The organism is Arthrobacter sp. NPDC097144, assembly GCF_044762205.1.
Taxonomy (GTDB): Bacteria; Actinomycetota; Actinomycetes; order Actinomycetales; family Micrococcaceae; genus Arthrobacter_B.
In genome coordinates this window covers 358,909-385,428 of sequence record NZ_JBIWDW010000003.1, presented here as the reverse complement: position 1 = coordinate 385,428, position 26,520 = coordinate 358,909, and the positions used below count along the sequence as shown (strand labels likewise).

General features: G+C 65.3%; 28 protein-coding genes and 1 riboswitch. Of the genes, 11 read left to right on the top strand and 17 right to left on the bottom strand.

The annotated features are described in order from the left end of the window. Positions 1-46: 46 nt before the first annotated feature. The 5 genes from ACIQXM_RS08845 to gcvP form a co-directional block, all read right to left on the bottom strand. Positions 47-1,462, bottom strand: a complete 1,416-nt coding sequence (locus tag ACIQXM_RS08845) for an L-serine ammonia-lyase (protein ID WP_400930521.1) — start codon at positions 1,460-1,462, stop codon at positions 47-49. Positions 1,463-1,473: 11 nt separating this feature from the next. Continuing rightward, positions 1,474-2,775 carry a serine hydroxymethyltransferase gene (glyA, locus tag ACIQXM_RS08840; protein WP_400930519.1) on the bottom strand — a complete coding sequence of 434 codons (1,302 nt, stop codon included), beginning with the start codon at positions 2,773-2,775 and terminating at the stop codon, positions 1,474-1,476. Continuing rightward, on the bottom strand, positions 2,772-3,149 hold the full coding sequence (gene gcvH / locus ACIQXM_RS08835; RefSeq protein ID WP_400930517.1) for a glycine cleavage system protein GcvH: 378 nt from the start codon (positions 3,147-3,149) through the stop codon (positions 2,772-2,774). Before gcvH ends, glyA begins: the two co-directional genes overlap by 4 nt. Positions 3,150-3,267: 118 nt before the next feature. Then, a complete protein-coding gene (gcvT, locus tag ACIQXM_RS08830; protein WP_400930515.1) occupies positions 3,268-4,389 on the bottom strand; it encodes a glycine cleavage system aminomethyltransferase GcvT in 1,122 nt (373 codons plus the stop codon). Positions 4,390-4,408: 19 nt separating this feature from the next. Next, positions 4,409-7,321: an aminomethyl-transferring glycine dehydrogenase gene (gene gcvP / locus ACIQXM_RS08825; protein ID WP_400930513.1), complete on the bottom strand. Its 2,913-nt coding sequence runs from the start codon at positions 7,319-7,321 to the stop codon at positions 4,409-4,411. 150 nt (positions 7,322-7,471) lie between these two features. Then, positions 7,472-7,596, bottom strand: a riboswitch (glycine riboswitch). A 281-nt stretch (positions 7,597-7,877) separates the two neighbouring features. Between gcvP and cycA the strand changes: the two genes are divergently transcribed. Continuing rightward, positions 7,878-9,374 (top strand): D-serine/D-alanine/glycine transporter, encoded by a 1,497-nt coding sequence (gene cycA, locus ACIQXM_RS08820; protein ID WP_400930934.1) that lies wholly within the window; start codon positions 7,878-7,880, stop codon positions 9,372-9,374. 44 nt (positions 9,375-9,418) lie between these two features. On the opposite strand, the gene ACIQXM_RS08815 is transcribed toward cycA, so the two are convergent. The 6 genes from ACIQXM_RS08815 to ACIQXM_RS08790 all read right to left on the bottom strand — a co-directional run bounded on the left by ACIQXM_RS08815 (position 9,419) and on the right by ACIQXM_RS08790 (position 12,740). Next, the gene (locus ACIQXM_RS08815) at positions 9,419-10,273 is read right to left on the bottom strand and encodes an MBL fold metallo-hydrolase (RefSeq protein ID WP_400930511.1); all 855 of its coding nucleotides are present in this window, start codon (positions 10,271-10,273) and stop codon (positions 9,419-9,421) included. Positions 10,274-10,277: 4 nt separating this feature from the next. After that, positions 10,278-10,877 (bottom strand): hypothetical protein, encoded by a 600-nt coding sequence (locus tag ACIQXM_RS08810; RefSeq protein ID WP_400930509.1) that lies wholly within the window; start codon positions 10,875-10,877, stop codon positions 10,278-10,280. 65 nt (positions 10,878-10,942) lie between these two features. Continuing rightward, positions 10,943-11,509, bottom strand: coding sequence for a DUF6286 domain-containing protein (locus ACIQXM_RS08805; protein WP_400930507.1), 567 nt, complete (start codon positions 11,507-11,509; stop codon positions 10,943-10,945). Then, the gene (locus tag ACIQXM_RS08800; protein ID WP_400930505.1) at positions 11,506-11,844 is read right to left on the bottom strand and encodes an Asp23/Gls24 family envelope stress response protein; all 339 of its coding nucleotides are present in this window, start codon (positions 11,842-11,844) and stop codon (positions 11,506-11,508) included. Before ACIQXM_RS08800 ends, ACIQXM_RS08805 begins: the two co-directional genes overlap by 4 nt. 80 nt (positions 11,845-11,924) lie before the next feature. Beyond that, a complete protein-coding gene (locus tag ACIQXM_RS08795) occupies positions 11,925-12,104 on the bottom strand; it encodes a hypothetical protein (RefSeq protein WP_400930503.1) in 180 nt (59 codons plus the stop codon). 72 nt (positions 12,105-12,176) lie between these two features. Further along, positions 12,177-12,740: an Asp23/Gls24 family envelope stress response protein gene (locus ACIQXM_RS08790; RefSeq protein WP_400930501.1), complete on the bottom strand. Its 564-nt coding sequence runs from the start codon at positions 12,738-12,740 to the stop codon at positions 12,177-12,179. Positions 12,741-12,938: 198 nt separating this feature from the next. On the opposite strand from ACIQXM_RS08790, the gene ACIQXM_RS08785 reads away from it, so the two are divergent. From ACIQXM_RS08785 to aceB, 5 genes are all read left to right on the top strand, one after another. Further along, complete coding sequence (locus tag ACIQXM_RS08785; protein ID WP_400930499.1) at positions 12,939-13,574, top strand: RNA polymerase sigma factor; 636 nt, start codon at positions 12,939-12,941, stop codon at positions 13,572-13,574. Next, complete coding sequence (locus ACIQXM_RS08780) at positions 13,565-14,125, top strand: hypothetical protein (RefSeq protein ID WP_400930497.1); 561 nt, start codon at positions 13,565-13,567, stop codon at positions 14,123-14,125. Before ACIQXM_RS08785 ends, ACIQXM_RS08780 begins: the two co-directional genes overlap by 10 nt. Continuing rightward, entirely contained in the window at positions 14,118-14,522 is a 405-nt protein-coding gene (locus ACIQXM_RS08775) for an Asp23/Gls24 family envelope stress response protein (protein ID WP_400930495.1), read from the top strand. The genes ACIQXM_RS08780 and ACIQXM_RS08775 overlap by 8 nt, the downstream gene beginning before the upstream one ends. Before the next feature lie 6 nt (positions 14,523-14,528). Then, positions 14,529-15,173, top strand: a complete 645-nt coding sequence (locus ACIQXM_RS08770; protein ID WP_400930948.1) for a hypothetical protein — start codon at positions 14,529-14,531, stop codon at positions 15,171-15,173. A gap of 134 nt (positions 15,174-15,307) precedes the next feature. Beyond that, positions 15,308-16,906 (top strand): malate synthase A, encoded by a 1,599-nt coding sequence (aceB, locus tag ACIQXM_RS08765; RefSeq protein ID WP_400930493.1) that lies wholly within the window; start codon positions 15,308-15,310, stop codon positions 16,904-16,906. Here the strand turns inward: aceB and ACIQXM_RS08760 are convergent. Continuing rightward, positions 16,888-17,931 carry an alpha/beta hydrolase gene (locus ACIQXM_RS08760; protein WP_400930491.1) on the bottom strand — a complete coding sequence of 348 codons (1,044 nt, stop codon included), beginning with the start codon at positions 17,929-17,931 and terminating at the stop codon, positions 16,888-16,890. The two genes, aceB and ACIQXM_RS08760, sit on opposite strands and share 19 nt — an antisense overlap. Positions 17,932-18,088: 157 nt before the next feature. On the opposite strand from ACIQXM_RS08760, the gene ACIQXM_RS08755 reads away from it, so the two are divergent. Next, on the top strand, positions 18,089-18,586 hold the full coding sequence (locus ACIQXM_RS08755; RefSeq protein WP_400930489.1) for a helix-turn-helix domain-containing protein: 498 nt from the start codon (positions 18,089-18,091) through the stop codon (positions 18,584-18,586). A 73-nt stretch (positions 18,587-18,659) separates the two neighbouring features. Further along, positions 18,660-19,778 (top strand): alanine dehydrogenase, encoded by a 1,119-nt coding sequence (ald, locus tag ACIQXM_RS08750; RefSeq protein WP_400930487.1) that lies wholly within the window; start codon positions 18,660-18,662, stop codon positions 19,776-19,778. A gap of 78 nt (positions 19,779-19,856) precedes the next feature. Here the strand turns inward: ald and ACIQXM_RS08745 are convergent, their stop codons facing one another. Next, a complete protein-coding gene (locus ACIQXM_RS08745; RefSeq protein WP_400930485.1) occupies positions 19,857-20,594 on the bottom strand; it encodes a GAF and ANTAR domain-containing protein in 738 nt (245 codons plus the stop codon). 158 nt (positions 20,595-20,752) lie between these two features. Between ACIQXM_RS08745 and ACIQXM_RS08740 the strand changes: the two genes are divergently transcribed. Together ACIQXM_RS08740 and ACIQXM_RS08735 are read left to right on the top strand one after the other, a co-directional pair. Then, positions 20,753-20,938: a hypothetical protein gene (locus ACIQXM_RS08740; RefSeq protein ID WP_400930483.1), complete on the top strand. Its 186-nt coding sequence runs from the start codon at positions 20,753-20,755 to the stop codon at positions 20,936-20,938. Continuing rightward, on the top strand, positions 20,926-21,357 hold the full coding sequence (locus ACIQXM_RS08735; RefSeq protein WP_400930481.1) for a hypothetical protein: 432 nt from the start codon (positions 20,926-20,928) through the stop codon (positions 21,355-21,357). Before ACIQXM_RS08740 ends, ACIQXM_RS08735 begins: the two co-directional genes overlap by 13 nt. A gap of 98 nt (positions 21,358-21,455) precedes the next feature. Here the strand turns inward: ACIQXM_RS08735 and ACIQXM_RS08730 are convergent, their stop codons facing one another. Further along, complete coding sequence (locus tag ACIQXM_RS08730; protein ID WP_400930480.1) at positions 21,456-23,660, bottom strand: catalase; 2,205 nt, start codon at positions 23,658-23,660, stop codon at positions 21,456-21,458. A gap of 87 nt (positions 23,661-23,747) precedes the next feature. Further along, the gene (locus ACIQXM_RS08725) at positions 23,748-24,344 is read right to left on the bottom strand and encodes a helix-turn-helix domain-containing protein (protein ID WP_400930478.1); all 597 of its coding nucleotides are present in this window, start codon (positions 24,342-24,344) and stop codon (positions 23,748-23,750) included. A 106-nt stretch (positions 24,345-24,450) separates the two neighbouring features. Between ACIQXM_RS08725 and ACIQXM_RS08720 the strand changes: the two genes are divergently transcribed. Further along, complete coding sequence (locus tag ACIQXM_RS08720; protein WP_400930476.1) at positions 24,451-25,011, top strand: NAD(P)H-dependent oxidoreductase; 561 nt, start codon at positions 24,451-24,453, stop codon at positions 25,009-25,011. 105 nt (positions 25,012-25,116) lie between these two features. Here the strand turns inward: ACIQXM_RS08720 and ACIQXM_RS08715 are convergent, their stop codons facing one another. Further along, positions 25,117-25,308 (bottom strand): hypothetical protein, encoded by a 192-nt coding sequence (locus ACIQXM_RS08715; RefSeq protein WP_400930474.1) that lies wholly within the window; start codon positions 25,306-25,308, stop codon positions 25,117-25,119. A 41-nt stretch (positions 25,309-25,349) separates the two neighbouring features. After that, positions 25,350-26,306, bottom strand: coding sequence for a lantibiotic dehydratase C-terminal domain-containing protein (locus tag ACIQXM_RS08710; RefSeq protein WP_400930472.1), 957 nt, complete (start codon positions 26,304-26,306; stop codon positions 25,350-25,352). Positions 26,307-26,520: the final 214 nt, after the last annotated feature.

Genomic DNA, 26,520 nt, shown 5'->3' with positions numbered 1-26,520 from the left:
TCTATCAAAGGAACGGCGCCGGCTCAACCTGCGACAATGCCGAAAGTCAGCACTCCACTACATTGACGGCCAGTCCGCCCAGCGCGGTCTCCTTGTACTTTGAGCTCATGTCCCGGCCGGTTTCGCGCATGGTGACGATCACCTCGTCCAGCGAGACGCGGTGGTCGCCGTCGCCCCAGAGCGCCATTTTCGCGGCATTGACGGCCTTGGCGGCACCGATGGCGTTGCGCTCGATGCAGGGGACCTGCACCAGTCCGCCAATCGGATCGCAGGTCAGGCCCAGATTGTGTTCCATGGCGATTTCGGCGGCATTCTCGACCTGTTCCGGCGTTCCGCCCAATATTTCCGCCAAACCGGCTGCGGCCATGGAGGACGCGGAACCCACCTCGCCCTGGCAGCCCACCTCCGCACCGGAAATGGAGGCCTGCTCCTTGTAGAGAACGCCCACGGCGCCCGCGGCGAGCAGGAACCGCACCACGACGTCGTCCTTCTCTTCCTGGGTGGCATTTTCCATGCCGGGCCCGTAGTGGGTGGCGTAGAACATGACGGCGGGAATGATGCCGGCGGCGCCGTTGGTGGGCGCGGTAACCACCCGTCCGCCGGACGCGTTCTCCTCGTTCACGGCCAGCGCCACAAGGTTCACCCATTCCTGCCAAAACTTCGGATCCCGGTTCGGGTCCTCGGCGCGCAGCCGGGCGTGCCAGGCCGGAGCACGACGGCGAACCTTCAGCCCGCCGGGCAGCAGGCCGGTGCGGGCGATGGCGGAGTTCTTGCACTCCTCCATGACGTCGCGGATGTGCAGCAGGCCCGCCCGGATTTCGTCTTCGGGCCGGGAAACCCGTTCATTCGCGAGCATGACTTCGCTAATGCTCAGCCCGTTGTCGGTGCAGTGCTTCAGGAGCCCGACGGCGGTGCGGAAGGGGAACGGCAACGCCGCCTTGGTGGACTCGAGCTCTTCGCGTGCAGCGTCTTCCTCGCCGTCGCGGACAATGAACCCGCCGCCCACGGAGAAGAACGTGGCCTCGTGCAGCACCGCTCCGTCAGCTGCGCTGGCGGCGAACTTGATGCCGTTGGTGTGCCGCGGCAGGACAGTCAGCGGGTGCAGGACAATGTCCGCTTCGCCGTATTCCAGCACGCAAGCCGCAGCACCGGGCACCTGCGAGCAGAGCTGCAGTTTCCGGGTTGCGTCGATGGCGGCCAGGCGCTCCTCGACTTCTTCGGGCAGGATCTTTTCCGGAGCGAAACCTTCCAGTCCCAGCAGCACGGCAGTCATGGTCCCGTGGCCGCGGCCGGTCGCCGCGAGTGACCCGTACAGGTCAACGCGGAGACCGGCCACGGACTCCAGGATGCCGGCGTCAACCAGCTCCGCCGCGAAAACGGCAGCGGCACGCATCGGTCCCACGGTATGGGAACTCGACGGGCCGATGCCCACGGAGAACAGATCAAAAACGCCAACAGCCATGAATATTCCTTTTAGACGTGCGCCGGAGCGGTGGCCAGGTCGGCCACCTCGGTGTACAGCGGATGTGCGGAGGCCAGTGCGGTGACGCGGGCCTTCAGCTCCGAGAGGTCCTCATCTGCACCGGCAATCAGGGCCTGTGCAATGATGTCGGCTACCTCTCGGAAGGCGCCTTCGTCGAAGCCGCGGGTGGCCAGCGCCGGGGTGCCGATCCGCAGGCCCGAGGTCACCATCGGCGGCCGCGGGTCAAACGGAACGGCGTTGCGGTTCACGGTGATGTCAATCTCCGCGAGCCGGTCTTCGGCTTCCTGGCCGTTGAGCTCGGCGTTGCGCAGATCAACCAGGACCAGGTGCACGTCAGTGCCGCCGGAAATCACGGAGATGCCCTTGGCGGCGACGTCGTCGGCCAGCAGGCGTTCGGCGAGGATCCGGGCGCCGGCGAGCGTGCGCTCCTGGCGTTCCTTGAACTCCGGGGTTGCCGCGATCTTGAAGGCGGTGGCCTTTCCGGCGATCACATGCTCCAGCGGGCCGCCCTGCTGTCCGGGGAACACAGCCGAGTTGATCTTCTTGGCGATGTCGGCGTCGTTGGAGAGAATAATGCCGCCGCGCGGACCCGCGAGGGTCTTGTGCGTGGTGGACGTGACCACGTGCGCGTGGGGAACCGGGCTGGGATGCAGGCCGGCGGCCACCAGTCCGGCAAAGTGGGCCATGTCCACCATGAGGTAGGCGCCCACCTCGTCCGCAATGCGGCGGAATTCGGCAAAGTCCAGCTGGCGGGCGTAAGCGGACCAGCCGGCCACGATCAGCTTGGGCTGGTGTTCGCGGGCCAGCCGCTCCACCTCGGCCATGTCCACCTGGTGGGTGTCTTCGGCCACGTTGTACGGGACCACGTTGTACAGCCGGCCGGAGAAGTTGATCTTCATGCCGTGGGTCAGGTGGCCGCCGTGAGCCAGCGAAAGGCCCAGGATGGTGTCACCCGGACGGATCAAGGCGTGCATCACCGAGGCGTTGGCCTGCGCGCCGGAATGCGGCTGCACGTTGGCGAAGTTGGCACCGAACAGCGCCTTGGCGCGGTCGATGGCCAGCTGCTCAATGACATCCACGTACTCGCAGCCGCCGTAGTAGCGGCGCCCCGGGTAGCCCTCGGCGTACTTGTTCGTCAGCACCGAACCCTGGGCTTCCATGACAGCCACTGAGGTGTGGTTTTCCGAGGCGATCATTTCCAGGCCGGACTGCTGGCGGCGGCGCTCGTTGTCGATCTGCTCCGCCACCTCGGGATCGATCTGCGCCAAGTGGGAGTTCAGGTAATCGGTCACAGCTCGCCGCCGTTCTTTTCCGCGTATTCTTCGGCGCTGAGGAGTTCGCCTTCGGACGTGGTGTTCACGGTGAAGAGCCAGCCGGCGCCGTACGGGTCCTCGTTCAGGAGGGCCGGGTTGTCGATGGCCTCCTGGTTGATTTCCATGATTTCGCCGGAGACCGGAGCGTACAGGTCCGAAACGGACTTGGTGGACTCCACTTCGCCGCAGGTCTCACCGGCGGTGATCACTGCGCCGACCTCGGGCAGGTCAACGTAGACCACGTCGCCCAGGGCGTCGGCGGCGACGGCGGAAATACCAACCTTGACGGGGCTGGAAGCATCCACCCACTCGTGCTCGGCGGAGTAGCGGAGTCCTGCGTTCACTTTGCTCATTGTGTGCCTTTCGGTGCATCTGAGGTTCTGCCGGGTTACTTCAAAGTCTAGGCCGCGCGAGATGGCAGTAAGTGCGCCTCTCAGAGCTGAGACGAGCACTTACTGCCATCTCGGCGGGTTAGGAGGTGCGCTTGTAGAACGGGAGGGCGACGACGGTGAAGGACTCGGGCTTGCCGCGAAGGTCCACGTCCAGCGAGGTGCCCGGTTCGGAGAAGGCGGTGTCCACATAGGCCAGCGCGATCGGGTAACCGAGCGTGGGGCTGGGGGCACCGGACGTGACTTCACCGATCACGGCGCCGTCGGACAGGACGGGGTAGGCAGAGCGGGCGGCACGGCGGCCGGCGCCCTTCAGCCCGACGAGGCGGCGGGCCGGAACCTGCTCCTTCTTGGCTTCCAGGGCGGTGCGGCCCACAAAGTCCCCCTCCTTGGAGAGGGCGACGACGGGGCCGAGACCCGCAGCGTAAGGGTCCAGGTCCAGCGTGAGCTCGTTGCCGTACAGGGGCATCCCGGCCTCCAGGCGCAGCGAGTCGCGACAGGCCAGGCCTGCGGGAATCAGCCCCCGGTCCGCTCCGGCATCCAGCAGGGCGGCCCACAGGATGGGTGCGGCGTCGTTGGTTACGTAGATCTCAAAACCGTCCTCGCCCGTATATCCGGTGCGGGCCACCAGCAGGTCCGCACTCCAGGCGCCCAGCACCATCGGCACCTTCGCCGCGGCGTAGTACTTCATTCCCGTGACGGCGTCCCGGTGTTCCGCCGGAACCAGAGCCAGCAGGATGGCTTCTGCGTTGGGCCCCTGGACGGCCACCAGCGAGGTGCCCTCGGAAATGTTGTCGACGGTGACGTCAAAGCCCTCGGCGCGGGCTTCCAGCTCCGCGGCGACCACCGGTGCGTTGCCGGCGTTGGGCACCACCAGGTAGGAGTCGTCGTCGAGCCGGTAGCTGATCAAGTCGTCGATGATCCCGCCGTCGGCATTGGTGATCAGCGAGTACTTGGCCCTGCCCGCCTTCACTGCGGACAGCTTGCCCACCAGCGCGTAGTCCAGGAAAGCGCCGGCGTCGGGTCCGGTGACCTTGACCTCACCCATATGGGAGAGGTCAAACAGGCCCGCTGCTTTGCGGACGGCGTGGTGTTCGGCCAGTTCGGAGCTGTACTTCAACGGCATCTGCCAGCCGCCAAAGTCGGTGAAGGAGGCGCCGAGGCGTTTGTGCTCTTCGTAGAGCGCGGTGTATTTCTCAGTCATTGTTCTCAGCCTTAGCGCTCTAGTTTTCGAAGTCTTCGATGGGCGGGCAGGAGCAGATGAGGTTGCGGTCCCCGGCTGCTCCGTCGATCCGGCCCACCGGCGGGAAGTACTTGTCCATGCGCTGGCTGCGCATCGGGAAAGCGGCCTGTTCGCGCGGGTAGGCGCGGTCCCACTCGTTGCCGGCCAGGACGACGGCGGTGTGCGGCGCGTTGCGCAGCGGGCTGCCCTCCAGGGTGAAGTCTCCGGCGGCCACCTGGTCGATTTCGGCGCGGATGGCGATCATGGCGTCGATGAAGCGGTCAATTTCACCCAGGTCCTCGGACTCGGTGGGTTCCACCATCAGGGTGCCGGCCACCGGGAAGGACAGGGTGGGCGCGTGGAAGCCGTAGTCCACCAGGCGCTTGGCCACGTCTTCGGCGGTCACGCCGGTCTTCGCGGTCAGTTCCCGCAGGTCCAGAATGCATTCGTGCGCCACGAGTCCGCCTCGGCCGGTGTACAGGACCGGGAAGTAGTCGTTGAGCCGGGCGGCCACGTAGTTGGCGGCCAGCAGGGCGCTCTTGGTGGCTTCGGTAAGGCCTTCGCCGCCCATCAGGTTCACGTAGGCCCAGGAGATCGGCAGGACGCCGGCGGAGCCGAAGCGCGATGCCGACACCGGAATGTCCTCGCCTTCGGTCCAGGTGGCGGCATCGCCGGGCAGGAACGGTGCCAGGTGGGACTTGACGGCCACCGGGCCCACGCCCGGGCCGCCGCCGCCGTGCGGGATGCAGAACGTCTTGTGCAGGTTCAGGTGGGACACGTCTCCGCCGAACTCGCCCGGCCGGGCCAGCCCCACCAGTGCATTGAGGTTCGCGCCGTCAATGTACACCTGGCCGCCGGCCTCGTGGACGGCGTCGCAGACGTCGCGGACGTCGTCGTCGAACACACCGTGGGTGGAGGGGTAGGTGATCATGATGGCGGCCAGGTTGTCCCGGTGCGCATCGATCTTGGCGCGCAGGTCCGCGTGGTCAATGGCGCCGTCGTCAGCGGTGGCGACCACCACCACCTTCATGCCCGCCAGGACGGCGGAGGCGGCATTCGTACCGTGCGCGGACGCCGGGATGAGGCAAACGGTGCGCTGGTTCTCGCCGCGGGAGTGGTGGTAGCCGCGGATGGCCAGCAGGCCGGCCAGTTCGCCCTGCGAGCCGGCGTTGGGCTGGATGGACACCTTGTCGTAACCGGTGATGACCGCGAGCTTCTCTTCGAGGTCCGCAATCAGTTCACGCCATCCCTCGGTCTGGGAATCCGGAGCGAACGGGTGGATGGAGGCGAACTCGGGCCAGGTCATGGCCTGCATTTCGGCCGTGGCGTTGAGCTTCATGGTGCAGGAGCCCAGCGGGATCATGGTGCGGTCCAGGGCCAGGTCGCGGTCCGAGAGGCGGCGCAGGTAGCGCAGCATCTGGGTTTCCGAGCGGTAGGAGGAGAACACCGGGTGGGTCATGAAATCCGACGTGCGGCGGATTTCGGCGGCCAGCTCAAAGCCTTCCGGCTCAGCGGGGAAGTCCGCCCCGGCACCGAAGGCGGCGGCGACGTCGGCGAGGATGGCCGGCGTCGTCGTCTCATCGCAGGAGATGCCCACCGTGTCCGCGTCGATGCTGCGCAGGTTGATGCCGCGGGCTTCGGCTGCGGCAACGATTTCCGCGGCGCGTCCCGGGACACGGGCGGTGAGGGTGTCGAAGAAACTGGTGGAGAGCAGTTCGACGCCGGCAGCGGCCAGGGCGGTGGCCAGGGTGCGGGCGGAATCATGGGCGCGGCGGGCAATCCGCCGCAGGCCCTCGGGACCATGGTAGACGGCGTACATGGAGGCAACGATGGCCAGCAGCGCCTGCGCGGTGCAGATGTTGGAGGTGGCCTTCTCGCGGCGGATGTGCTGCTCCCGGGTCTGCAGGGCCAGCCGGTAGGCGGGAGTTCCCGCGGAATCCTTGGACACGCCCACCAGGCGGCCGGGCAGCGAACGCTCCAAGCCCTTGCGGACGGCCATGTACGCGGCGTGCGGACCACCGAAGAAGAGCGGAACACCGAAGCGCTGCACGGAGCCAACTGCAATGTCGGCGCCCTGTTCCCCGGGAGGAGTGATGAGCGTCAGTGCCAGCAGGTCCGCGGCTACGGTAACGAGTGCGCCGCGTTCCTTCGCCTCGGCAATCAGAGCCGCCTGATTGCGGACCACGCCGGAGACGCCGGGCTGCTGCAGGACCAGGCCGGTGATTTCGCCGTCGGGCAGTCCGTTGGCGAGATCCGTGACGATTACGTCGAAGCCCAGGGCCTTGGCCCGGCCCTTCACCACGGCGATGGTCTGCGGCAGGGTTTCCGAGTCAAGCACAATGGCGCCGTTGGCTTTGGACTTGTTGGAGCGGCGCATCAGCAGCACGGCTTCAGCCACTGCGGTGGCTTCATCCAACAGGGAGGCGTTGGCGATGGGCAGGGCGGTGAGGTCCTGGACCATGGTCTGGAAATTCAGCAGGGCTTCAAGCCGGCCCTGGGAGATTTCGGGCTGGTACGGGGTATAGGCGGTGTACCAGGCGGGGTCCTCGACGACGTTGCGGAGGATCACCGGCGGCGTGTGCGTGCCGTAATAGCCCTGGCCGATCATCTGCACGGCCGTCTTGTTCTTGCCGGCGATGGAGCGCAGCTGCGCGAGGGTTTCCTCTTCGGAGCGGGCGGGATCGAGCACCAGCGCGCTGCCCTGGCGGATCGCGGCGGGAACGGCCATGTCTGCCAGAGCATCGAGGGAATCGTAGCCCACGGCCCTGAGCATGGCTTCGGCGGAGCCTGCGCGGACACCAATGTGGCGGTCAACAAACCCTTCCGCCAGCGGCGCTGCCTCGGCGGCGCCAAGGGAATGCGCGGCGGACGCGGACGCGGCGGGGGTTGGGGCAGTGGATAGATCAGCAGTCATTAGGGGCTCCTGGAAAGGCAGACGGGGTACGCCAACAAACGTTGGGTCCTCCCCGCTCTGTATTGGACCTGAGAGATTCCGCGGGATGAGTCCCGCTTGCACCGTCGGTGAGTCCCACACCGGAGTGTGGAGGCTGCTTTCCAGAGTTGCCTCGCTGTGGCGGTACAGGGGCCTGAGAGATTCCCGGGGAGGGTTTGCTCCTACGGCGCCCGCCTGGGCAGTGTCGCCTACAGAAATAGGTGGCTGCACTGGCGGAACTCTCCCGCCACGGCTGATAAAGGCATATTCACTTGTGTGTTTCCACATGTGACCCTACTCTCATGCGGGTAGCTCAACAAGCGAATGACGCCTGCCGCGGGCTTTTTGACGCCCGTGCGCCGCCTCACTGCACTGTTTTCCGGCCGCCGGGCCCTCAAATTGACACGGCGCGTCCGCGACTTCCACACTGGATTGTCGGCGGTGGCGCCAACACCTCTCATATGGCCTCATCCGAGGCCTTCCGCGCGCGTAGCGGCGTCACGCGCGCCGGCAGGTGCCCCATATGAGAAAGAACGCCATGCCTGACCGCCTGACCCGCCCTTCCCCCGCGGAGACCAACCCCGGAGGGACCAGTTCCTCCGAACCGGAACTCTCCCGCTCCCTCTCCAGCCGCCACATCCAGCTCCTGGCCATCGGCGGCGCCATCGGAACCGGCCTGTTCATGGGCTCCGGCAAGACCATCTCGGTGGCCGGTCCGTCAGTGATTTTCGTCTACATGATCATCGGCTTCATGCTGTTCTTCGTCATGCGGGCCATGGGAGAACTGCTGCTCTCCAACCTCAAGTACAAGTCCTTCACCGATTTCTCCGCCGATCTCCTGGGCCCCTGGGCAGGGTTCTTCACCGGCTGGACCTACTGGTTCTGCTGGGTGGTCACCGGAATAGCCGACGTCGTCGCCATTTCGCACTACGTCACCTTCTGGTGGGCGGATGCGCCGCTGTGGATTCCGGCCCTGGCCTGCATCCTGGTGCTGCTGGCCCTGAACCTCCCCACAGTCAAGGCCTTCGGTGAAACTGAATTTTGGTTTGCCCTGGTCAAGATCCTGGCCATTGTCACCCTCATTGTGGTGGGCCTGGTCATGATCTTCACCCGCTTCACCTCCGGTGACGGAGACACAGCCGGGTTCAACAACCTTTGGGAGCACGGCGGATTGTTCCCCACGGGTCCCATGGGATTTGTGGCCGGTTTCCAGATTGCCGTGTTCGCGTTCGTCGGCATTGAACTGGTGGGCACGGCAGCCGCGGAAACCAAGGATCCGGAAAAGAACCTCCCCCGCGCCATCAACTCCATTCCGCTGCGCATCATGCTCTTCTACGTAGGCGCCCTGGTCATCCTGATTTCGGTGGTCCCGTGGGATAAGTTCAGCGCGGATGACAGCCCCTTCGTGGGCATGTTCGCCCTGGCCGGTCTGGGCGCAGCGGCCGCTGTGGTGAACTTCGTGGTCCTGACATCCGCCGCGTCTTCAGCCAATTCGGGTATATATTCCACCTCGCGCATGGTTTTCGGCCTGGCACACGACGGCGACGCCCCTCGCCCGTTTGGCCGGCTGTCCCGGCGCAAGGTGCCCCAGAACGCCCTGTTCTTCTCCTGCACCTTCCTGCTGGCCGGCGTGGTGCTGTTGTACGCCGGTGAGTCGGTCAGCGCAGCCTTCACGCTGGTGACCACCATCTCCGCACTGTGCTTCATGTTTGTGTGGACGGTCATCCTGTTGAGTTACCTGGTATTCCGCAAGCGCCGGCCCGCGCTGCACGAGGCGTCGAAGTTCAAGATGCCCGGCGGCGTGGTGATGGTCTACGTGGTCCTGGCGTTCTTCGTCTTTATCCTGTGGGCACTGACCACTCAGGCGGATACCCTGCAGGCGCTGATGGTCACACCCATCTGGTTTGCCCTGCTGGGTGTTGTCTATGCGTTCCTGCGCCGGACCCCGCTGCACCAGGCCCGGGTGGCCGAGTACAAGGCCATGGCCGCTGGTGAGCGCGCCGCGCTGACGCCGCAGGCAGAAGCTGTCAAGTAACCCCGGGGCCCGGCGGGAGCGTGGCGTACCGGTGAGGCCGCCTGCTATTTGCCCCGCGTAAAGGCGAGGTACCGCCGGGCGGACTCCTGCACAATCCGATCTGCCCCGTGCAGGATGATCCGGTCCCACCAGCCGCCGTACAACCGGTCGAATCGAAGCGGTTCCAGTCGGGCTGCAGCTTCCTGCACTGTCTCGGGACGCTCGGGAATCTGGTTGGGATAGCTGTACAGGAAGGACACGTGCGTCCGGTCGGGAATGACATTGATGATGTCACCGGTGAAAAGTGCTCCGCCGCCGTCCGGATTCCCTTCCCAGTGCAGAACCGTTCCGCCGGCAAAGTGGATGCCCGCGCGGTGAAGGGTCAGGCCCTCGGACAGGGCGAAGCTGTCGCCGTTCCAGAACTGCAGTGCGGGATCCGCCCGTCCAATCCATTCCCGGTCGGCCGCGTGCAGATACACCGGCGCGCCGAATTCATGCGCCCATTCCACCATGGTGGTGTAAAAGTGCGGATGACTGACCGCGATCGCGCTGATGCCGCCTTCGGCGCGGATCAGGGCGGCGAGCTCGTCGTCCAAATAGGCCTGGCAGTCCCAAAGCACATTGCCGCCGGCTGCCTTGATCAACAGCGGGCGCTGTCCGATGGCGAAGGACGGCTCGCAGCCGATGCCAAGGACGCCCGGCCCCTGGGAATGGACGGTTCCGCGGTGGGAGGGGCCGCACAATTTCTCCAGCGTGGTCCAGGCCTGGCCGGTCAGCGGCACATATTGGCGTTCGTCCTCGCAGATGGGACAGTTCTGCCGCGCCGCTCCAAACTGCGTTCCGCAGGTAACGCACAGCGGAAGCGTTGCGGAGGGGCCAGGTTGGGAGCGGCCGCTGTGCTCCTGAGGCGTAGCTGGCATGGGGCTAATAAACCACGGTTCCGGTGGAGCTGACAGCACCACCGGCAAAGGCCGCCTTATTACTGGCTTCGAGTTGGATCCCCAGGCTGTGCAGCGGATTCTCCAGAGCCGACGCCAGATTCGGCACTACGGTTTCCTGGATCCGGCGCACCACCTCCCCGATGTCCGCCCGGGCATTGACCGTTACTTTCAAGGTGAGGTCCGGCTCCTCGGCGGTTCCGCGCACCATTGCCGCCGAATCCACCACTCCCGGAATCTGGTTCGTGTCATTTTCGACCGCGGCAGCAAGGACCGACGGATTACAGACAGTGGTTCCGCGGGATGGACTCTCCTGCAACCGGAACGGTCCGGCGGCAACGCGCCGCGGAATCTGGGCCAGGATCCACCACAGGCCCAGCAGGCCTATCAGCAGGCCGCCGAGGACAGCCACAACCGGCGCATAGTCCGGATCAGTGACGTTTTCCGGCGGACCATACAGGACCGAACCGTCCGCGCTGCCCAGCACAGAGGAAGCAGACAGGATGACATAAATTCCCGCTGCGAGGCACAGCAGTCCAAGAATGATCAGCCACACACGGTTGGCGGTGCCGGCATGCTGGCGCATGGTCTTGCCCTTCTGTCAGTGGTGGTCCGGCAGTGCGGTTCCGCCGCCGGTTGCGGCGGAACCGATCAGCTGCTGGACCTGATGGTGACGCTGATCTTTGGAACGGGTTCCAGACCCGCTGCCTGGAGCCGTGAGCGGACCCCGTCCGTGACCCAGTGCTGCAGGTCGGCGGTGTCGCGCAGTGCCGTGTTGACGGAAACGCGCACTTCCCGGTCCGAGGCCGTTGCGGATGCCGAAGACACACCGTCGATGTGTTCGCAGGTGGCTGCCGCCAACCGCGCGGCGGCGCGGCGGGACATCACGGCGCGGCTTTCACCCGTCACCTCCGCAGCCGTATCCAGATGCAGGGGCAGGGAATGGAAACGTCCGGGAATGAGGACCGACAGCAGCAGGACCACGCCTACAACGGCGAGGATGATTCCGGCGATCCAACTTCCAGTGCTGTTCCAGCTCAGCGACTCAAGCCAGTCAGACACCGTTGTAAAGAACGGCGGCCACTCGCCCTGGGCCAGCCGCGCAATTCCGGCCCAAACCAGTGCCACTCCCAAAGCCAGCAGGACCAATCCGCAGATTGTCGCCGGGACCGCCCGGCTGGGCCGCGGCCGCAGGGAAACCCCGGGAGCGTCGCTCACAGCAGCCTCCGGCGGCCGTTTGCGGATTCCTTGGGCCGCAGCCAGGACACGGTGACGTCCACCTGGCGCACCTCCACACCGGTGAGCTCGGTGACCCGGGAGGATATCCGGTCCCTCAGCTGGTCAGTGGCCTGACGAAGCGGAACCGGATACGGCAGCCCCACGTCCACTTTCAGCGAGGCAATATTTCCTGCCAGCTCCACATGCGCCTGGGGCCTGGCAGAAAGGTCAGCCCGTGCTCCGATGCCCAGGAAACCCCCCGAACTGCCTCCCGCGAAGGTCTCATCCTTTGCGATTTGGCCGGCGATTTTCTCCAGCACCTTCCGGGCGATCACGGTTGAGCCGCGTCCTGGTCCAGCGGGCGGCGGCTGCCGGACGGGACCCGGAGACAAGCCGCTCCGGACTTCAACTGTGCTCATCTGCTGGACGCCCGGCCAAACATAGTCTGGAAGTCGAGCCGGCCTTCAGCTGCCATACCCACCAGCAGCCCGACCAGCCCGAACAGCACCGCCAGCAAGAGGGCGTACCAACCTCCGAAAGCAAGTACGATCCCCAGGACCAGACCAACGGACATGCACCATTTTGTTGCAGACATGTTGCTCTCCTTCAGTAGTACGCCGGCCGGGGCCCGCTGGCTCCGGCCGGTTGGTTGCTTGGCGCCCGGCGGCTATTCCAGCCGGCCGGACGGCTTTTTGGCGGAATCCTGGTCATCATCGGAACTGTCGTCCGGCAAATGCACATCAGTGACATTGACATTCACTTCCAGGACTTCCAGACCCGTGGCGTTTTCCACCGACCGGATCACGTTGCGGCGGATGCCTTGGCTGACCTCAACAATGGAGAAGCCGTACTCCACCACGATGCTGACGTCGATAGCTGCCTGCCTTTCCCCTTTCTCCACGCTGACGCCGTTGCTGACATTCGTCTGGGAGCCGGGAATCCGCTCGGTCATTGAACTGAAGGCCCGCCGCGCAGCGTTGCCCATCGCGAAAACACCCGGGACTTCACGCGTGGCCATGCCCGCGAGTTTCTGCACCACAGTCTCTTCAATGGTGGTGTCACCATGAGGAGTGTGCAGCGGACCGGACTTGCCGGCCTGTTCAAGGTCACTGGGGCTGGTCGCCGTGCCTGCGCCAACGGTGCCGGCATTCGAACCGGAAGATCCTCCGCTGCCCTGCGAGGCGGATACCGGCCCTACGGACGGTGCTGACGGTTTTTGGACATCTGCCATGTCATTCATCTCCTGCTTGGGACTGGATCCCCCGGGGATCTCGTACGGAATTAAAGACGCGGTGCGGGGACAATCGTCACGTTGTTCCGCAAAGTTCTTTTTCTTTATCCCGCCGGAGCCGGACAGTATTCCGCGCCGTGAAACGGTCTGCCATATTGGGGAAGGGACCGGCATCCGCCGGACCGGACAGGGGCCTTCATGGCAGCGGCTCAACTGCCGGAAGAGTCCGGCACCTTTGTGCAGTCCAGCCTCCCGGCAGGATCCGGAGGCCTTTCAGAAATAGCCCGCCTGGACGAGGCAACAATCGTCGCCCGCGCCCAGGACGGTGACTTGGCCGCCTTTGAGCATTTAGTGGAGACCTACCAGGGGCGGCTGTTCCGGCTGGCCATGCGAATGCTCAATGACCGCGGGGAGGCCGAAGACGTCGTTCAGGACACCCTCACCGCGGGGTGGCGTGCCCTTCCCGGCCTGGACAGGTCAAGTGCCTTCGGCGGCTGGGTCTACCGGACGGCAACCAACCGTTGCTTTGACGTACTGCGCCGCCGCAGCACGCATCCGGAGGACAGTGTGGACGGGGCGGCATTGTGGCCCGCGATGAACCTGCAAGCCGGTGATCCGCACCGCAACGCCGAGCTCGCTGCTCAGTATGAGTGCCTGTCCAAGGCTTTGGCGGATCTGCCGCCTGATCAGCGTGCCTGCTGGCTGCTTCGCGAATTCCATGACCTCAGCTACGCGGAAATTGCCGCAGCCCTGGGGATCGGTCCCGGCACCGTACGGGGCCGCCTGGCCCGGGCACGCGAAAACCTTGCGGAGGCAATGATCCAATGGCACTAGAGAACCGGCCGTCCACCCTGGCCTGCGGGCGCAGCGTCAACCGCGTCTGGCAGGACATCAACCGCACCCCGGACCCCCATACCCTTTCCTGTGCGTACTGCCGGACAGCCCGAAACAATCTGGAAGCACTGTCCAGCGCCACGGCGCTGCTGCGGGACCAGGACCTGCAGCACCCGGACCTGCGTCCGCCGCACGGCTTGAAAGACGCTGTCCTGGAAGTGGCCTGCGCCCAGGTCCGGCGGGGCGTCCGGCTTCCCTTGGCCGGCAGCCGCGGCGGAAGCATCGTGATCAGCGAAGCCGCCCTGGCCGGCGTCGTACGGGACGCTGCCCGGGAACTTGGCGGCGTGCGGGCACGCCGCTGCCGCATTGATCTGGCTCCCGGCGCCGGACCGGGCCTGCTGATCCATTTGCGCACTGCCGTGGCACCCGGCGTCGACATCCAGCGTGCCATGACGTTCCTGCGTCTGCGCATCCGTGACGCAGTGGAAGCCTCGGTGGGAATTGTGCCGCACACCGTGAACCTGACCGTGGAGGATTTGTACGATGAGTGAGCGTCCGCTGCGGGGCAAAGTGGTCGGAAGTGCGGTAGTTGCGGGGGTTGCCGCACGCGCCGCGAGGGAGACTCCCGGAATCCTCCGGCTCGGGACAGGTCTGGGCCAGCTCCTCGTAAGGTGGGGCGCCGCCGCCAGGAACAATCTGCGCCGGGTTCCTGATTCCGGAACCCGGACAACCCGCGACGGAGTGGTTGCCTCCGTTGCCGACGGCCGGGCGACCATTGATGTGGAGGTGGCCACGGATGCCCGGTTCAACGCCCTGGAAGTGGCCGCCGACCTGCAACAGCGGGTCCGCCGGGCCCTGCGCGGCACGGGCGTTGCCGCAGGCCCCGTCAATGTCACCATTTTTGCGATTGAATCACCCCCCTCCGCTCCCCCGCGGCCAGGACGGTGACGCGGATTGGGACTCTGGCAAAGCAACTTCACCCAGTGGGCTCCGGCCTGGGCTGCCGTCCGCGGCCTCCACAGCACGCTCGACGGCGATGCGGTGCTCATGGCTCCTGCGGGCGGCGGAGCCACGCCGCAGTACGTGGTCACCTGGCCGGGGCGGGACACTCCGCGGGCAGCGGCAGAGGTGGCAGGTCTTCGCGGAGCACGCCTGACCCTGGTGACGGATGATGCGGAGACTGCCGGTGAATTTGCGGCGGGACAGGGGCTAACCTCCCTTTCCCGGCTTGCCCTCCTTACGGCAGATCCGGCTGATCTGCCGCAGGTGCCGCAGCTGCCCGAGGGCGCGGAACTGGCCCTGACCGGCTTTCAGGATTACGCGGTGGCGGAGATCAGTGCCTACACGGAAGTGGTGGCGAGCGGACGGATTGCCCGCGGAGACGGGTTCGCGGTGTTTGGCGGAATTGATATCCGCCGCCCGGATCCGGACCACACCATGGAGACGGCGGTGCTTGCCGCACTGGCCGAGGAGGCGGCATATCGTGACAGTCCGTTGATCCTCATGCCGGCGCTGCCCAAGTCTGCCCTTTGGTACGCCCGGCAGGGGTGGGGCCCGACGGCGGATGTACTCACCTTTATGCGCGCGCGTGACGCCTGAGACTTCCTTGCACTTCCACTGAATAGATAATAAAGTCCACGATACGAAATAAATGAGCGATGAAGCATGTAAGCTGCATCCCATTGATGCAGTTATGAACTGCTAACGATGTCACCACTCGTAGGGAGAACACCATGGCCATTGATGTGAGCGACCTGTCCCCAATGGAGGGGGCAGACAGGATCCTGACGCCCGACGCGCTGGAGTTCATCGAAGAACTGCACCGGCGGTTCCGGTCCACCAGGGATGAACTGCTGGCCGCCCGCGCGGACCGGCGTGCAGCCATTGCAGCTGGCGGGAGCTTGGACTTTCTTCCGGAAACGGCGCACATCCGTGAGGCGAACTGGAAGATTGCTCCGGCCCCCGCTGCCCTGACGGACCGCCGGGTGGAGATGACCGGGCCCGCGGCTCCGGCCAAAATGGCCATCAACGCCCTGAACTCCGGCGCCAAGGTCTGGCTGGCCGATCTGGAGGATGCCCACACCCCCACCTGGCACAACGTGGTGGACGCCCAGGTCAACCTGTACGGTGCCTCCCGCGGGGATCTTTCCTTCACCAGCAGGGAGGGCAAGGAATATGCCCTGCGCGACGACGCCCCGCTGGCAGTCATGGTGGTTCGTCCGCGGGGCTGGCACCTGCCGGAAAAGCACGTGATGATCGACGGCGAGCCCGCCGCGGGTGCACTGGTGGACTTTGGGCTGCACTTTTTCGCCAACGCCCGCACCCTGCTGGAAAACGGAGCCGGCCCGTATTACTACCTTCCGAAGATGGAGAGCCACCGCGAGGCCCGGCTCTGGAACGATGTTTTCAATTTTGCCGAGGAGTACGCGGGCATTCCGCAGGGCAGCATCCGTGCAACGGTGCTCATCGAAACCATTCCGGCGGCATTTGAAATGGACGAGATCCTCTATGAGCTGCGGGACCATGCCTCCGGGCTGAACGCCGGCCGCTGGGATTACCTGTTCAGCATGATTAAGGTCTTCCGCGACGCGGGCAAGGCTTTCCTGCTGCCGGACCGTGCGGACGTAGCCATGACGGCACCGTTCATGCGGGCCTACACCGAGCTGCTGGTGAAAACCTGCCACCGCCGCGGGGCCTTTGCCATGGGCGGCATGGCAGCCTTCATTCCGAACCGGCGGGAACCGGAGATCACGGCCAAGGCCTTCGAAAAAGTCACCGCAGACAAGACCCGCGAAGCCACGGACGGCTTTGACGGTTCCTGGGTGGCCCATCCGGACATGGTTCAGACGTGCCGCGAGGTTTTCGATTCCGTGCTGGGAGAGAAACCGAACCAGGTGGACCGCCTGCGGGACGATGTTTCAGTTTCCGCTGCAGATCTGCTGGATGTCAGCACCGCGGGCGGATCCGTCACCGAGGCCGGCCTGCGCTCCAATCTCTATGTTGCGGTGGCCTACACCGCCGTCTGGCTGTCCGGCAACGGCGCGGTGGCCATCCATAACCTGATGGAGGACGCGGCGACGGCGGAGATCTCCCGCTCGCAGGTGTGGCAGCAGGTCCGCAACTCCGTGGTCCTGGAGGACACCGGCGCCACCGTAACGGAGGATCTGGTGAAGCGGCTGCTGGCCGAGGAGACCGAACGGCTGCGCAGCGAGGTGCCGGAGGACATGTTCGCCCGGTACTACGCTCCGGCCAGCCAACTGATCGCCGATATCAGCCTGGCTGAGGACTACGTGGACTTCCTGACCCTGCCGGCTTACGAGCTGATCGACTGAGTACCCGCCCGCAGCTCCGGCACCGGTTTCGAAGCTGCGGGCAGGTAGCCGCGCCCCCAGCGGGCCACTGCTGCATAGGCTCGGCGCCGCACCGGGCCCGGTGACAGGAAAACGTCATGGAGGGCGTCGGGAATCCGGTTGATGCTCACGCTGGAACCCAGCGACAGTGCCCGGTGGGCCACCACGTTCACGTCCAGGGCGACGTCGGAGGTTCCGGCGTCGACCGACCAGCGAGGCTGCAGGTAGCTTTTGTCCGACAGCAGCACCAGGACCGGGATCTCAAGGTGAAGTCCCGCAGCTACGGTAGCCTGCGCCCGGAACACGGCGTTGAGGAAAGCCAGGGTGACAGGAAAACCCCTCAGCGGCCGCCACGCCAGGTTATAGGTCCACTCACCGCCAAAGGCGGAGAAGGTGGCCCGGGAGTAGTTGCCCGAATCCACCGGAGGAAGCAGTGCCAGCGGCCGGCGCTGCGCTTCCAGCCCCACCAGCGGCGAGATCAGCCGCCGGGCCAGTTCCGAGGCCTGAAATTCAAGCCACGGACTGTTAAGGACCAGGGCGGACGCAGCAAGCGGATGCCTGGCCGCCCAAAGGCTCAGCGTGAGCCCGCCCGTGGAATGCCCCACCAGGATCAGGGGCCGCCCGGAGGCGGGAGACCCGGACGCGGGATCAGGGCGCCCCATGGCTGCGAGCGCGGCCGCTATGTCGGCGTCGTAATCCCCGAGGTCGGTGACGAACCCCGGGCTTTGCCCCGGCCGGAGGCTGCGCCCGTAATTATGCAGGTCCAGGGCGTAGAACCGGGCTCCTGCTGCGGCCCAGTACTGCGCAAGTTCGGTTTGGAAAAAGTAATCCGACCACCCGTGGACGTAGAGGACATCGGCATCCCCGGCACATTCTTCGTCAGGGGAATAGCGGACCAGCGTTCCCGGCGCACCGCCGGGAAGTTCCAAGGTCAGCCGCTCATAGCCCTCCCCCAGGATGTCGGGACGCCAGGACGAGCCGCCGGAGCTTGGTGCCAGATCTTGCAAGGAGTTCCCTTCACGCCGCCACTCACAGGCGGTTGGCGCCCGGACAGCTACTGTCAATCCTCCGTGCCGCCGCGCCGCCGGTCAACGCGGCCGGCGCCGGCGGCGTCCGCAGGGGGCGCATGCACCGGATGCCTGCGATCTTTGGCAAGATGGCAGCATGACCCAGAGCCCCCATCAAACCCCCGCGCTCCCTGCCTCGGAAGTGCGGGCACTGTCCCGGGCACTGTCCGCCGGGGACGTCACCGTATTTGTTGACGGCACGGCGCTTCGCCTGCCCGCTGCCGCCCGGGATGCGGTGCTGGACCTCCTCGTCAGGCTTGGACGCGGTGAAGACGTCGTGATCACTTCCGGTGCTGCGCCCGGTGGCGAAGCGCCGGCCGCAGCCGGGCGGGCTCCGGCGGATGCATCAGCCGCCCGGGAACCGGCACCCGCTGCCGGATCCAATGTTCCCCTGCTGACGACGTCGCAGGCAGCGGCCGCAGCAGGAATATCCCATACGTACCTGCGCAACCTCACGGACGCCGGCGTTATCCCGGTGGAATACCGCGGCACGCACCGCCGCATCCGCCTGTCCGACGTCGAAGCCTGGCTCCGTGACCAGCAGGCGGCGAGGACGGCCCGGGCAGCCAACGGCGAGACACCCGGCGGGCAGTGACCGGCTCCCTCCCCTATGCTGGTGGGGAAACCCGGCGGTCCACCGCCTCACCTGCAATGCAATGGAGCAAGCTGTGATTATCGGTATCCCCAAGGAAATCAAGAACAACGAGTTCCGGGTGGCCATCACGGCCTCCGGCGTACACGAATTCACTACCCGCGGACACACCGTCCTCGTGGAGAGCGGCGCCGGAACCGGCTCCAGCATCAGTGATGAGGAGTACGCCGGCGCAGGTGCCCGGATCCTTGATTCCGCCGACGACGTGTGGAGCCGGGCCGGCCTCGTCCTGAAGGTCAAGGAACCGGTGGAGTCGGAATACCGCTTCTTCCGTCCCGACCTGGTGCTGTTCACTTACCTGCACCTGGCTGCAGCGCCCGAGCTGACAACGGCACTGCTGGAATCCGGCATGACCGCCATCGCCTACGAAACCGTGCAGGAAGGGCGTGTGCTGCCGCTGCTGGCACCCATGTCCGAGGTGGCGGGCCGGCTCTCAGTCCAGGTGGGCGCGCAGTGCCTGACCTCACCGGCCGGCGGTCCGGGGCTGTTGTTAGGCGGCGTTCCGGGCGTCCGCCCGGCAAAGGTAGTGGTTCTCGGCGCCGGAGTGGCCGGCACCAATGCTGTGGCCGGCGCGGTGGGAGCCCATGCCGACGTCGCGGTCCTGGACATCAACATCGACCGGCTGCGCCAGCTCGACGCCCAGTATGCCGGCAGGATCCGCACCGTTGCGTCCAACGCGTTTGAAATTGAACGTGCCCTGTCCGACGCCGACCTGGTGATTGGGTCGGTACTCGTCCCCGGTGCCCGGGCGCCGAAGCTGGTCAGCAATGAGATGGTCTCCCGGATGAAGAGCGGCAGCGTCCTGGTGGACATTGCAGTGGACCAGGGCGGGTGCTTCGAGGACAGCCGCCCCACCACGCATCAGGATCCGACGTTCCGTGTCCACGGGTCCCTGTTCTACTGCGTCGCCAACATGCCCGGAGCTGTCCCGAACACCTCCACCTACGCCCTCACCAACGTGACGCTTCCCTACGCCGTTGCGCTGGCCGACCGCGGTGTGCGCGGCGCCTTTGACGCCTCTCCCGCACTGGCCCGCGGGCTGAATATTGCCGGCGGCAAGGTGGCCCACGCTTCGGTGTCCACGGCCCTGGGGCTGGAGCTTGCAACGGACTGGAGCGAGCTCCTGCCTGCCTGAGCAGAAGAGCACCGCGTACGCTCACACGTACCGGCCTCACGCCCTGCTGGACGGCGGCCGCCGTCCAGCAGGGCGTTCCTACCCCGCCGTGAAGTGTGTGGTGGCCGGTTCGCCGTTCAGCCTTGACACCATCTCCGCTGCAAGGACCCGCACCTTCAGGTTCCGGCCGTTGGAGGCCCGCCGCAGAGTGTCAAAGGCCTCCTGCTGCGTGCAGCGGTTTTGTCCCATGATGATTCCCACGGCCAGGTCAATGTCGGTGCGTGAGGTCAGGACCGACTGGAGGTCTTCCACCGTGGCTGCGTGCCGGGCAACACGGACCGCGAGGAGCAGTGCCTGGGAGGCCTCGGCGCCGTAGGTCCGGGCTACGCGCCGGAATTCCTCATCAAAGACGTCCGGGTCTTTCGCATAGAGGTTCATTGCCGCCTTCGCGTGGCCCTCCAGCTTCAGCGGCACGGAATACATGGACCTGATGCCGTAGTCCCTGATGTGTGCCATGTATTCAGGCCAGCGCGGATCCGCCGCTGAGTTGCCGACGTGCACCTCATCCTGGATGCGGATGGCATGCAGGCAGGGGCCGTCGCCAAAGGCGTATTGGATCTCATCCATCTGCAGCGCTTCGTCATCGCTGCTGGCCACGGTGAACTGATGATCGCGGGAGCGCTGCAGAGTGATGCCGCAATAGGTTGTTGCCCTGGCGGACAAGGAAGATGCCGTAAGCCGTGCCAGCTCCTGCAGGAATTCCTGTACGTCCTCGTGATCAACCAACAGATCCTGCAGCTGTGCCCACGGGGCTGTTTCAAACTTTGGGTCGTCCATGTGTCCTCTTGCTCGGGATTCCACGGAGATGGACAGCGGATTGCACCCTTCGGCAGCGCCGGTCCGGAATTGTCTGCCGTGCGGTTCGATATTACGATAAATTCCCTACGGTCAAGACGCGGCCATGACATTCTGCAACCCTCCAGCAGAGGACATTCATGGATCCCGCAGTTCAAATACCCGTCTGTCACCAGTGCGGAGTGGACGACTTCCTCATTTTCGAGTCCTTCACCCCGCCCACGGATGACCTCCCCGGTGTGGCCAATTACACCTGCTCCGCCTGTGAGACGTTTGCCGGCCACCCGGTTCCCGCCAGCTGGACCCCGCCGGGATGGCGCAGTTGAGTCCTGAACCTGATGCAGCGGGCTACGTTCCGCGGCTGCTCTCCGCAGCGGCCTTTATCACCGAACGGGCAACCGAAGAATCATTGACGGAGCTTCGTCTCACGCAGGAGCGTGCTGCCGTCCTGGGCCTGCTGGTCCTCTCCCCGTCGGACCAGTCTGCTCTCACCGAGGCCTCAGGTCTGGGGGAAAACTGCGTGCGGGACTGCCTGTCATCCCTGCAGTGCTGCGGGTATGCCGACGCCGGTGGAGACGGCCGGTGGAGCGCCACCGAAGCCGGCAGGGAGATCCATGCCAAGGCCGCTGCTGCTGAAGCGCGGCTGCTCGCCCGCAGCAGCCACGACGTTGAGGGACTGCGTCAGGAGCTGCACGCCCTGATCCGAGCGCTGAGGCCGCCGGCGTCGGATCCTGCACCGAAGTAGGCAGACTGCTCAACCGGGCAAGCTGACAAGCAAAGGGGAGCTCCGGCGCGTCGCCGGAGCTCCCTTTGGTGATGCAGCCCCCTGAGGGGCCGTTTCAGTTACGCAACCGCAGTGGGGAACCGTTCCCAGACGCGGTGGTTGGCCAACAGTCCGCTGACGCCCGTCACGACGTCCGCGGCCGTTCCCGTGACAATACCGGGTGCCTCAACAGGGACACCGGCGGCCATGAGAACGGAGGGACCCTCGCCGAGGGCACCGATGGCCTTGGCATGGCGGAATGATTCAGCCAGGAGCAGCGTGATTCGCGGGTCCAGGGAAGGATGCCCCTCGGGGTTGCCTGCCTTGGCGTCCAGGCTGTCCACGGCGTCGGGAGCCGGGGCACCTGACACCGCCACCACTACGGCGTCGAACTCCGTGGAACGGGCGGTGAGGTAGGTCCGCTGGACCGTGGCACCTCCGGCCAGCTTTCCGCCGTGCGGAGCTACCACCAGCGGAACCATGCCCTCTGCCTCGACCGCGGTCAGAACCTCGGACAGCTGCGCGGGGTCGGTGAAATCGTCGGCAATAACGCCCACAATCCGGCCCGCAACAGGCCACGATCCGCCGAGCTGGCTCAGCGCCGGGCTCGGAGCGGTGTCCGCCACCTCGATCTCGGGAGCCGGGGCCTCAAGTCCGAGGCCGGTTGCCACTTCGGCGGCCAGCCGCTCATCGATATTCGCCAGCGCCTGCAGCTGGCGCAGGCGGATGTTCTCCTCGTAGCACTTGCCCAGTTCAAAGGTGTAGGCCTGCACCACGTGGTCCTGTTCCACCGGAGTCAGGGAGCGGAAGAACATCCGCGTCTGGCTGTAGTGGTCATCAAAGGTGGCCGGATTCTCGCGCACCTTGCGGGCAGCGGGAACCTCAACGGGGACGTCAATGAAGGCGCCCATGTCCGCACCGGCGATGAACGGGCAGCCGCCGTCGAGGGAGTTGGGCTGATACGGCGCAACTCCGGCGTGGTCTGCATCCTGGTGGAAGCCGTCGCGGAGCATGTCATTGACCGGTGCGTGCGGACGGTTGATCGGGATCTGGCTGAAGTTGGGTCCGCCGAGCCTGGTCAGCTGCGTGTCGATGTAGGAGAAAAGGCGTCCCTGCAGCAGCGGATCATTGGTGACATCGATTCCGGGCACCAGGTGTCCGGGGTGGAACGCCACCTGCTCGGTTTCGGCAAAGTAGTTGGTGGTGTTCTTGTTGAGCGTCATGGTTCCAATGATCTGGACCGGAGCAAGTTCTTCGGGAACGAGCTTGGTCGGATCCAGCAGGTCAATGCCCTCAAACATTTCATCCTCGGTGTCCGGGAACACCTGGATGCCGAGGTCCCACTGCGGGAAGGCGCCGGCTTCAATGGAGTCGGCGAGGTCGCGGCGGTGAAAGTCCGGGTCCATGCCGTTGATGATCTGCGCTTCCTCCCAAACCAGGGAGTGCACACCCTGCCGGGGCTTCCAGTGGAACTTCACCAGAGTGGTTTCACCCTTGGCATTGACCAGGCGGAAGGTGTGGACACCGAAGCCTTCCATGGTGCGGTAGGAGCGGGGGATTCCCCGGTCCGACATGTTCCACATGGCGTGGTGCTGGGCTTCGGTGTGAAGCGAGACAAAGTCCCAGAAAGTGTCGTGTGCGCTCTGCGCCTGCGGGATTTCCCGGTCCGGATGCGGCTTGCCTGCGTGGATGACATCGGGGAACTTGATGGCGTCCTGGATGAAGAACACGGGGATGTTGTTGCCCACCAGGTCATAGACGCCTTCGTCCGTGTAGAACTTGGTGCTGAAACCGCGGGTGTCCCGGACGGTGTCCGCGGAACCGCGGGAGCCAAGCACCGTGGAAAAACGTACAAAGACAGGTGTTTCGGTTCCCTTGGCGAGGAAGCCCGCCCGGGTGACACCCTCTGCTGCACCGTTCGCCACGAAAACACCGTGGGCCGCCGCACCGCGGGCGTGCACCACACGCTCCGGAATACGCTCGTGGTCAAAATGCGTGATCTTTTCGCGAAGGTGGTGGTCCTGGAGAAGCACGGGTCCACGGGGGCCGGCCTTGAGGGAATGGTCCGTATCCTGCAGGCGGGCGCCCTGCGCGGTGGTAAGGAACCTGCCGCTCTGGGCGTTGGAGGACTTCGGGGCACCGGTGGGAACGCCTGTGGGAGACACGGTTTCCGGCCCGTCCTGGTCCGGTTTGGGCGGCAGCGGTTCGCGCGGCTCCGTCGGTTCAGCCAGCTGCGGCGCTTCCGGTGCCGGAACGCCCGGAATGGGTGTGCTCTTGTCAGACATGTAGCCTCCATCATGGTTCGAACCTGACAGCCGCCCGAGTGGGGCGGCCCTCACTACACCCTACTTACTTGCTAAGCATGCTGACAATTAATGGTGCGTCAGCGTGTCCACGAGGTGCAGCCATCCGTCGATAAGCCGCTCCAGCGGCATCCCTGCTGACCGGTGGAGATGCAGCAGCAGGCCTGCCTCCAAAAACGCTTCCAGCTGATAGGCCGTCAGTTCGGGATCCCGGACATTCGGGAGCGCCGCGAGGAGCATCGTGAGGTGGGCGAGCTCAAGCCGGCGGACGGGGTGCCCGTGATGGGAAAACCGGCCCACGTCCGCGGCCTGCCGCAGTTCACCGCTAAGCTCCAGGGCCCGGATCCGCGCAACTCCGAAGGCCCGCAGGCGATCCAGCGGCGCAGCCCCTGGGCCCAGCGGCGGCGGCCCGCTCATATAGCTTTCCTGGAACCCCCGCTGCGCATGGTCAAGGACAGCCTGCATCAGGCCCGCCCTGCTGCCGAAGCGGCGGAATACTGTTCCCTTTCCCACACCCGCGCGCCGGGCAAGGTCGTCCATCGTCAACGCTTCGGCTCCGCGCTCGGAAATGATGTCCAGCGCCGTGGCAAGCAGCAGCCTCCGGTTTCGGGCGGCGTCGAGACGCTCGCATCCGGCCTCTCCGGCTTCTGGCCCAATGTCCTGCATGGGCGCCAGTCTAACCCGCACGGGAATATAAACGGACCGGGGTCCGTTTATAGTTTGAGATGCAACATCTGTGCCGTCAGCGGCACGGTCCCCGATAGGAGTTCACTTGAGCACTAAAGTACTTACCCTGGTCGGCAGCCTTCGGGCCGGTTCAGTTAACCGCCAGCTCGCAGAAACGGCCGTCCTGAACGCCCCGGAGGATGTTGACGTCATCATCCACGAGGGCCTCGGGACCATCCCGTTCTACAACGAAGACATTGACGTTGAGGGATCCGTTCCTGAAGCTGCAGCCGCCCTCCGCGCTGCCGCAGCGTCTTCGGACGCCCTGCTGCTGGTCTGCCCGGAATACAACGGGACCATGCCCGCCGTCCTCAAGAACGCGATTGACTGGCTGTCACGCCCGTTCGGCACCGGAGCGGTTTCCGGTACGCCCGCGGCCGTTATCGGGTCCGCCTTTGGCCAGTTCGGCGGCGTGTGGGCCCACGACGACGCACGCAAGTCCCTGGGCATCGCCGGCGCCCTCCTGGTGGAGGATGTGCGCCTCTCGATTGGCGGCTCGGTGACGCGCTTCGCCGAGATCCACCCGAAGGATGATGCAGAAGTTGTGGAGCAGCTCCGCTCTGTGCTCTCAGCTCTTGCGCAGGCCTCAGCCCCAACTGCGGCCTAACAGCTTCACCTCATCAACGCAAGAGGACGGGTCCGGCAGCGCCGAACCCGTCCTTTTGCGTCTGTCCTCAGCTAATCCCAGCAGGACAGGCACATTCCGGAAGACCTATTCCCAGAAGCCGCCGGCCCAAGCTGCATCCCTGAGATAGTCGCGGGCCGGTCCCACATCCCACAGTTCACCGCTCGATGAGACAATCCCCATGTCCCGCAGGTCTTCAACAACGTCTTCAGAGCATCCCAGGACTTCGGACAGGTCCTGGGAGCTGGCAGCTACGACCAGCTCGTTGCGATTTTCCACGGATGTCCTTTCAGATGGGCTTACATTTTGCGGTGAGCTTGCTATCTGTCCAGCAAAGCAGCTTCGCGTTCCGTGCTCCAGCTCCGTGCATAGAGACCCAGGGCGGCTTCTTCCCGGAGGGAGAGCCCAATCCTGTTGAGCAGCATGTGCGCCTGATACACCGTCAGGTGCTGGGCACTGCGGCTGAGGCGGGCTTTGTCTGCACGGTAAAGGTAGCTGTCGATGGTCCTAAACCACCGGCGGCGCCAGTTCTCCACGGCGTTTTCCGCAGCCGTGGCGGCCATCAGCCGATGCGTGGGGGCCACCTTGGCGGCCACCTGAATGGTCATTGCCTGCCGGACGCTGGCGGCACGGGGCCCGAAACCCGCGGTGCAGCTGCGCAGATGGCTGTCCCAGTAGTAGTCCCAGGAAACACGCCGGCGGTCCGGCCAGCTGGCCGAGCGCGGTCCCTTCATCATGCTGCGCGCCGAATCAAAAAGAAGCAGGGACCCAAAGGCCCATTTGTTCTGGACCTTGGGAAAGCGGGCCGCAGCCCATGCCCCCAGCTCGGATGAAAGCTCAAAAATTTCTTCGGCCAGTGTCAGGCCTTCGAAGCCGCCGTATTTGGCGAGATCTGCTTCAAGCCGCTGATTCTGCGGCTCGGCACCCCCGGGGCCCATCCGGTCCACGGCAGGTTCACTGAACTGCTGGGTCATTTCCAGATGGCCGATCACACCTGATGCCTGTTCACGCAGCGCCGCCAAAAGGCACTGCAGCCGCTCAATCGTTCCAGGCTCTCCGAGGATCCGGAGCCGGACGTGCGCGTTGGCCGGCTCCATGCATCTGGTGTAGTACCACCGCTGGACGCCTTGGGCCTGAGCTTGGGCCGCCAGCGGGGTAACCAGTTCTCCAATGATGCCGTCCGCTACATCGAAGCCCCCGGTGTAGAAGGAAAGCGTCCACCATTGCGCGGTTGAGCGAGTTCGCGAGGCGTTTCGAACTGCAGTCACCTGAGTCATGGTGGGCATCCCTTCCGGGGTTGTGCTTGGCTACCGCCGCTGGCGGGACTAACTTTTTCCTACGGATACGACAGTTGTTTGATTTCCCCCCGAGGGGAGTTTGCTAGAGCCAGTCCCAAACTTTGGTCATTTTCATTCCCCTCCTGTACCTGCGGCTGAGTCCCAGCCTGTGCGGTTGATTGACTCCGAAAGCTTCCCCCGCGCAGCGATACCC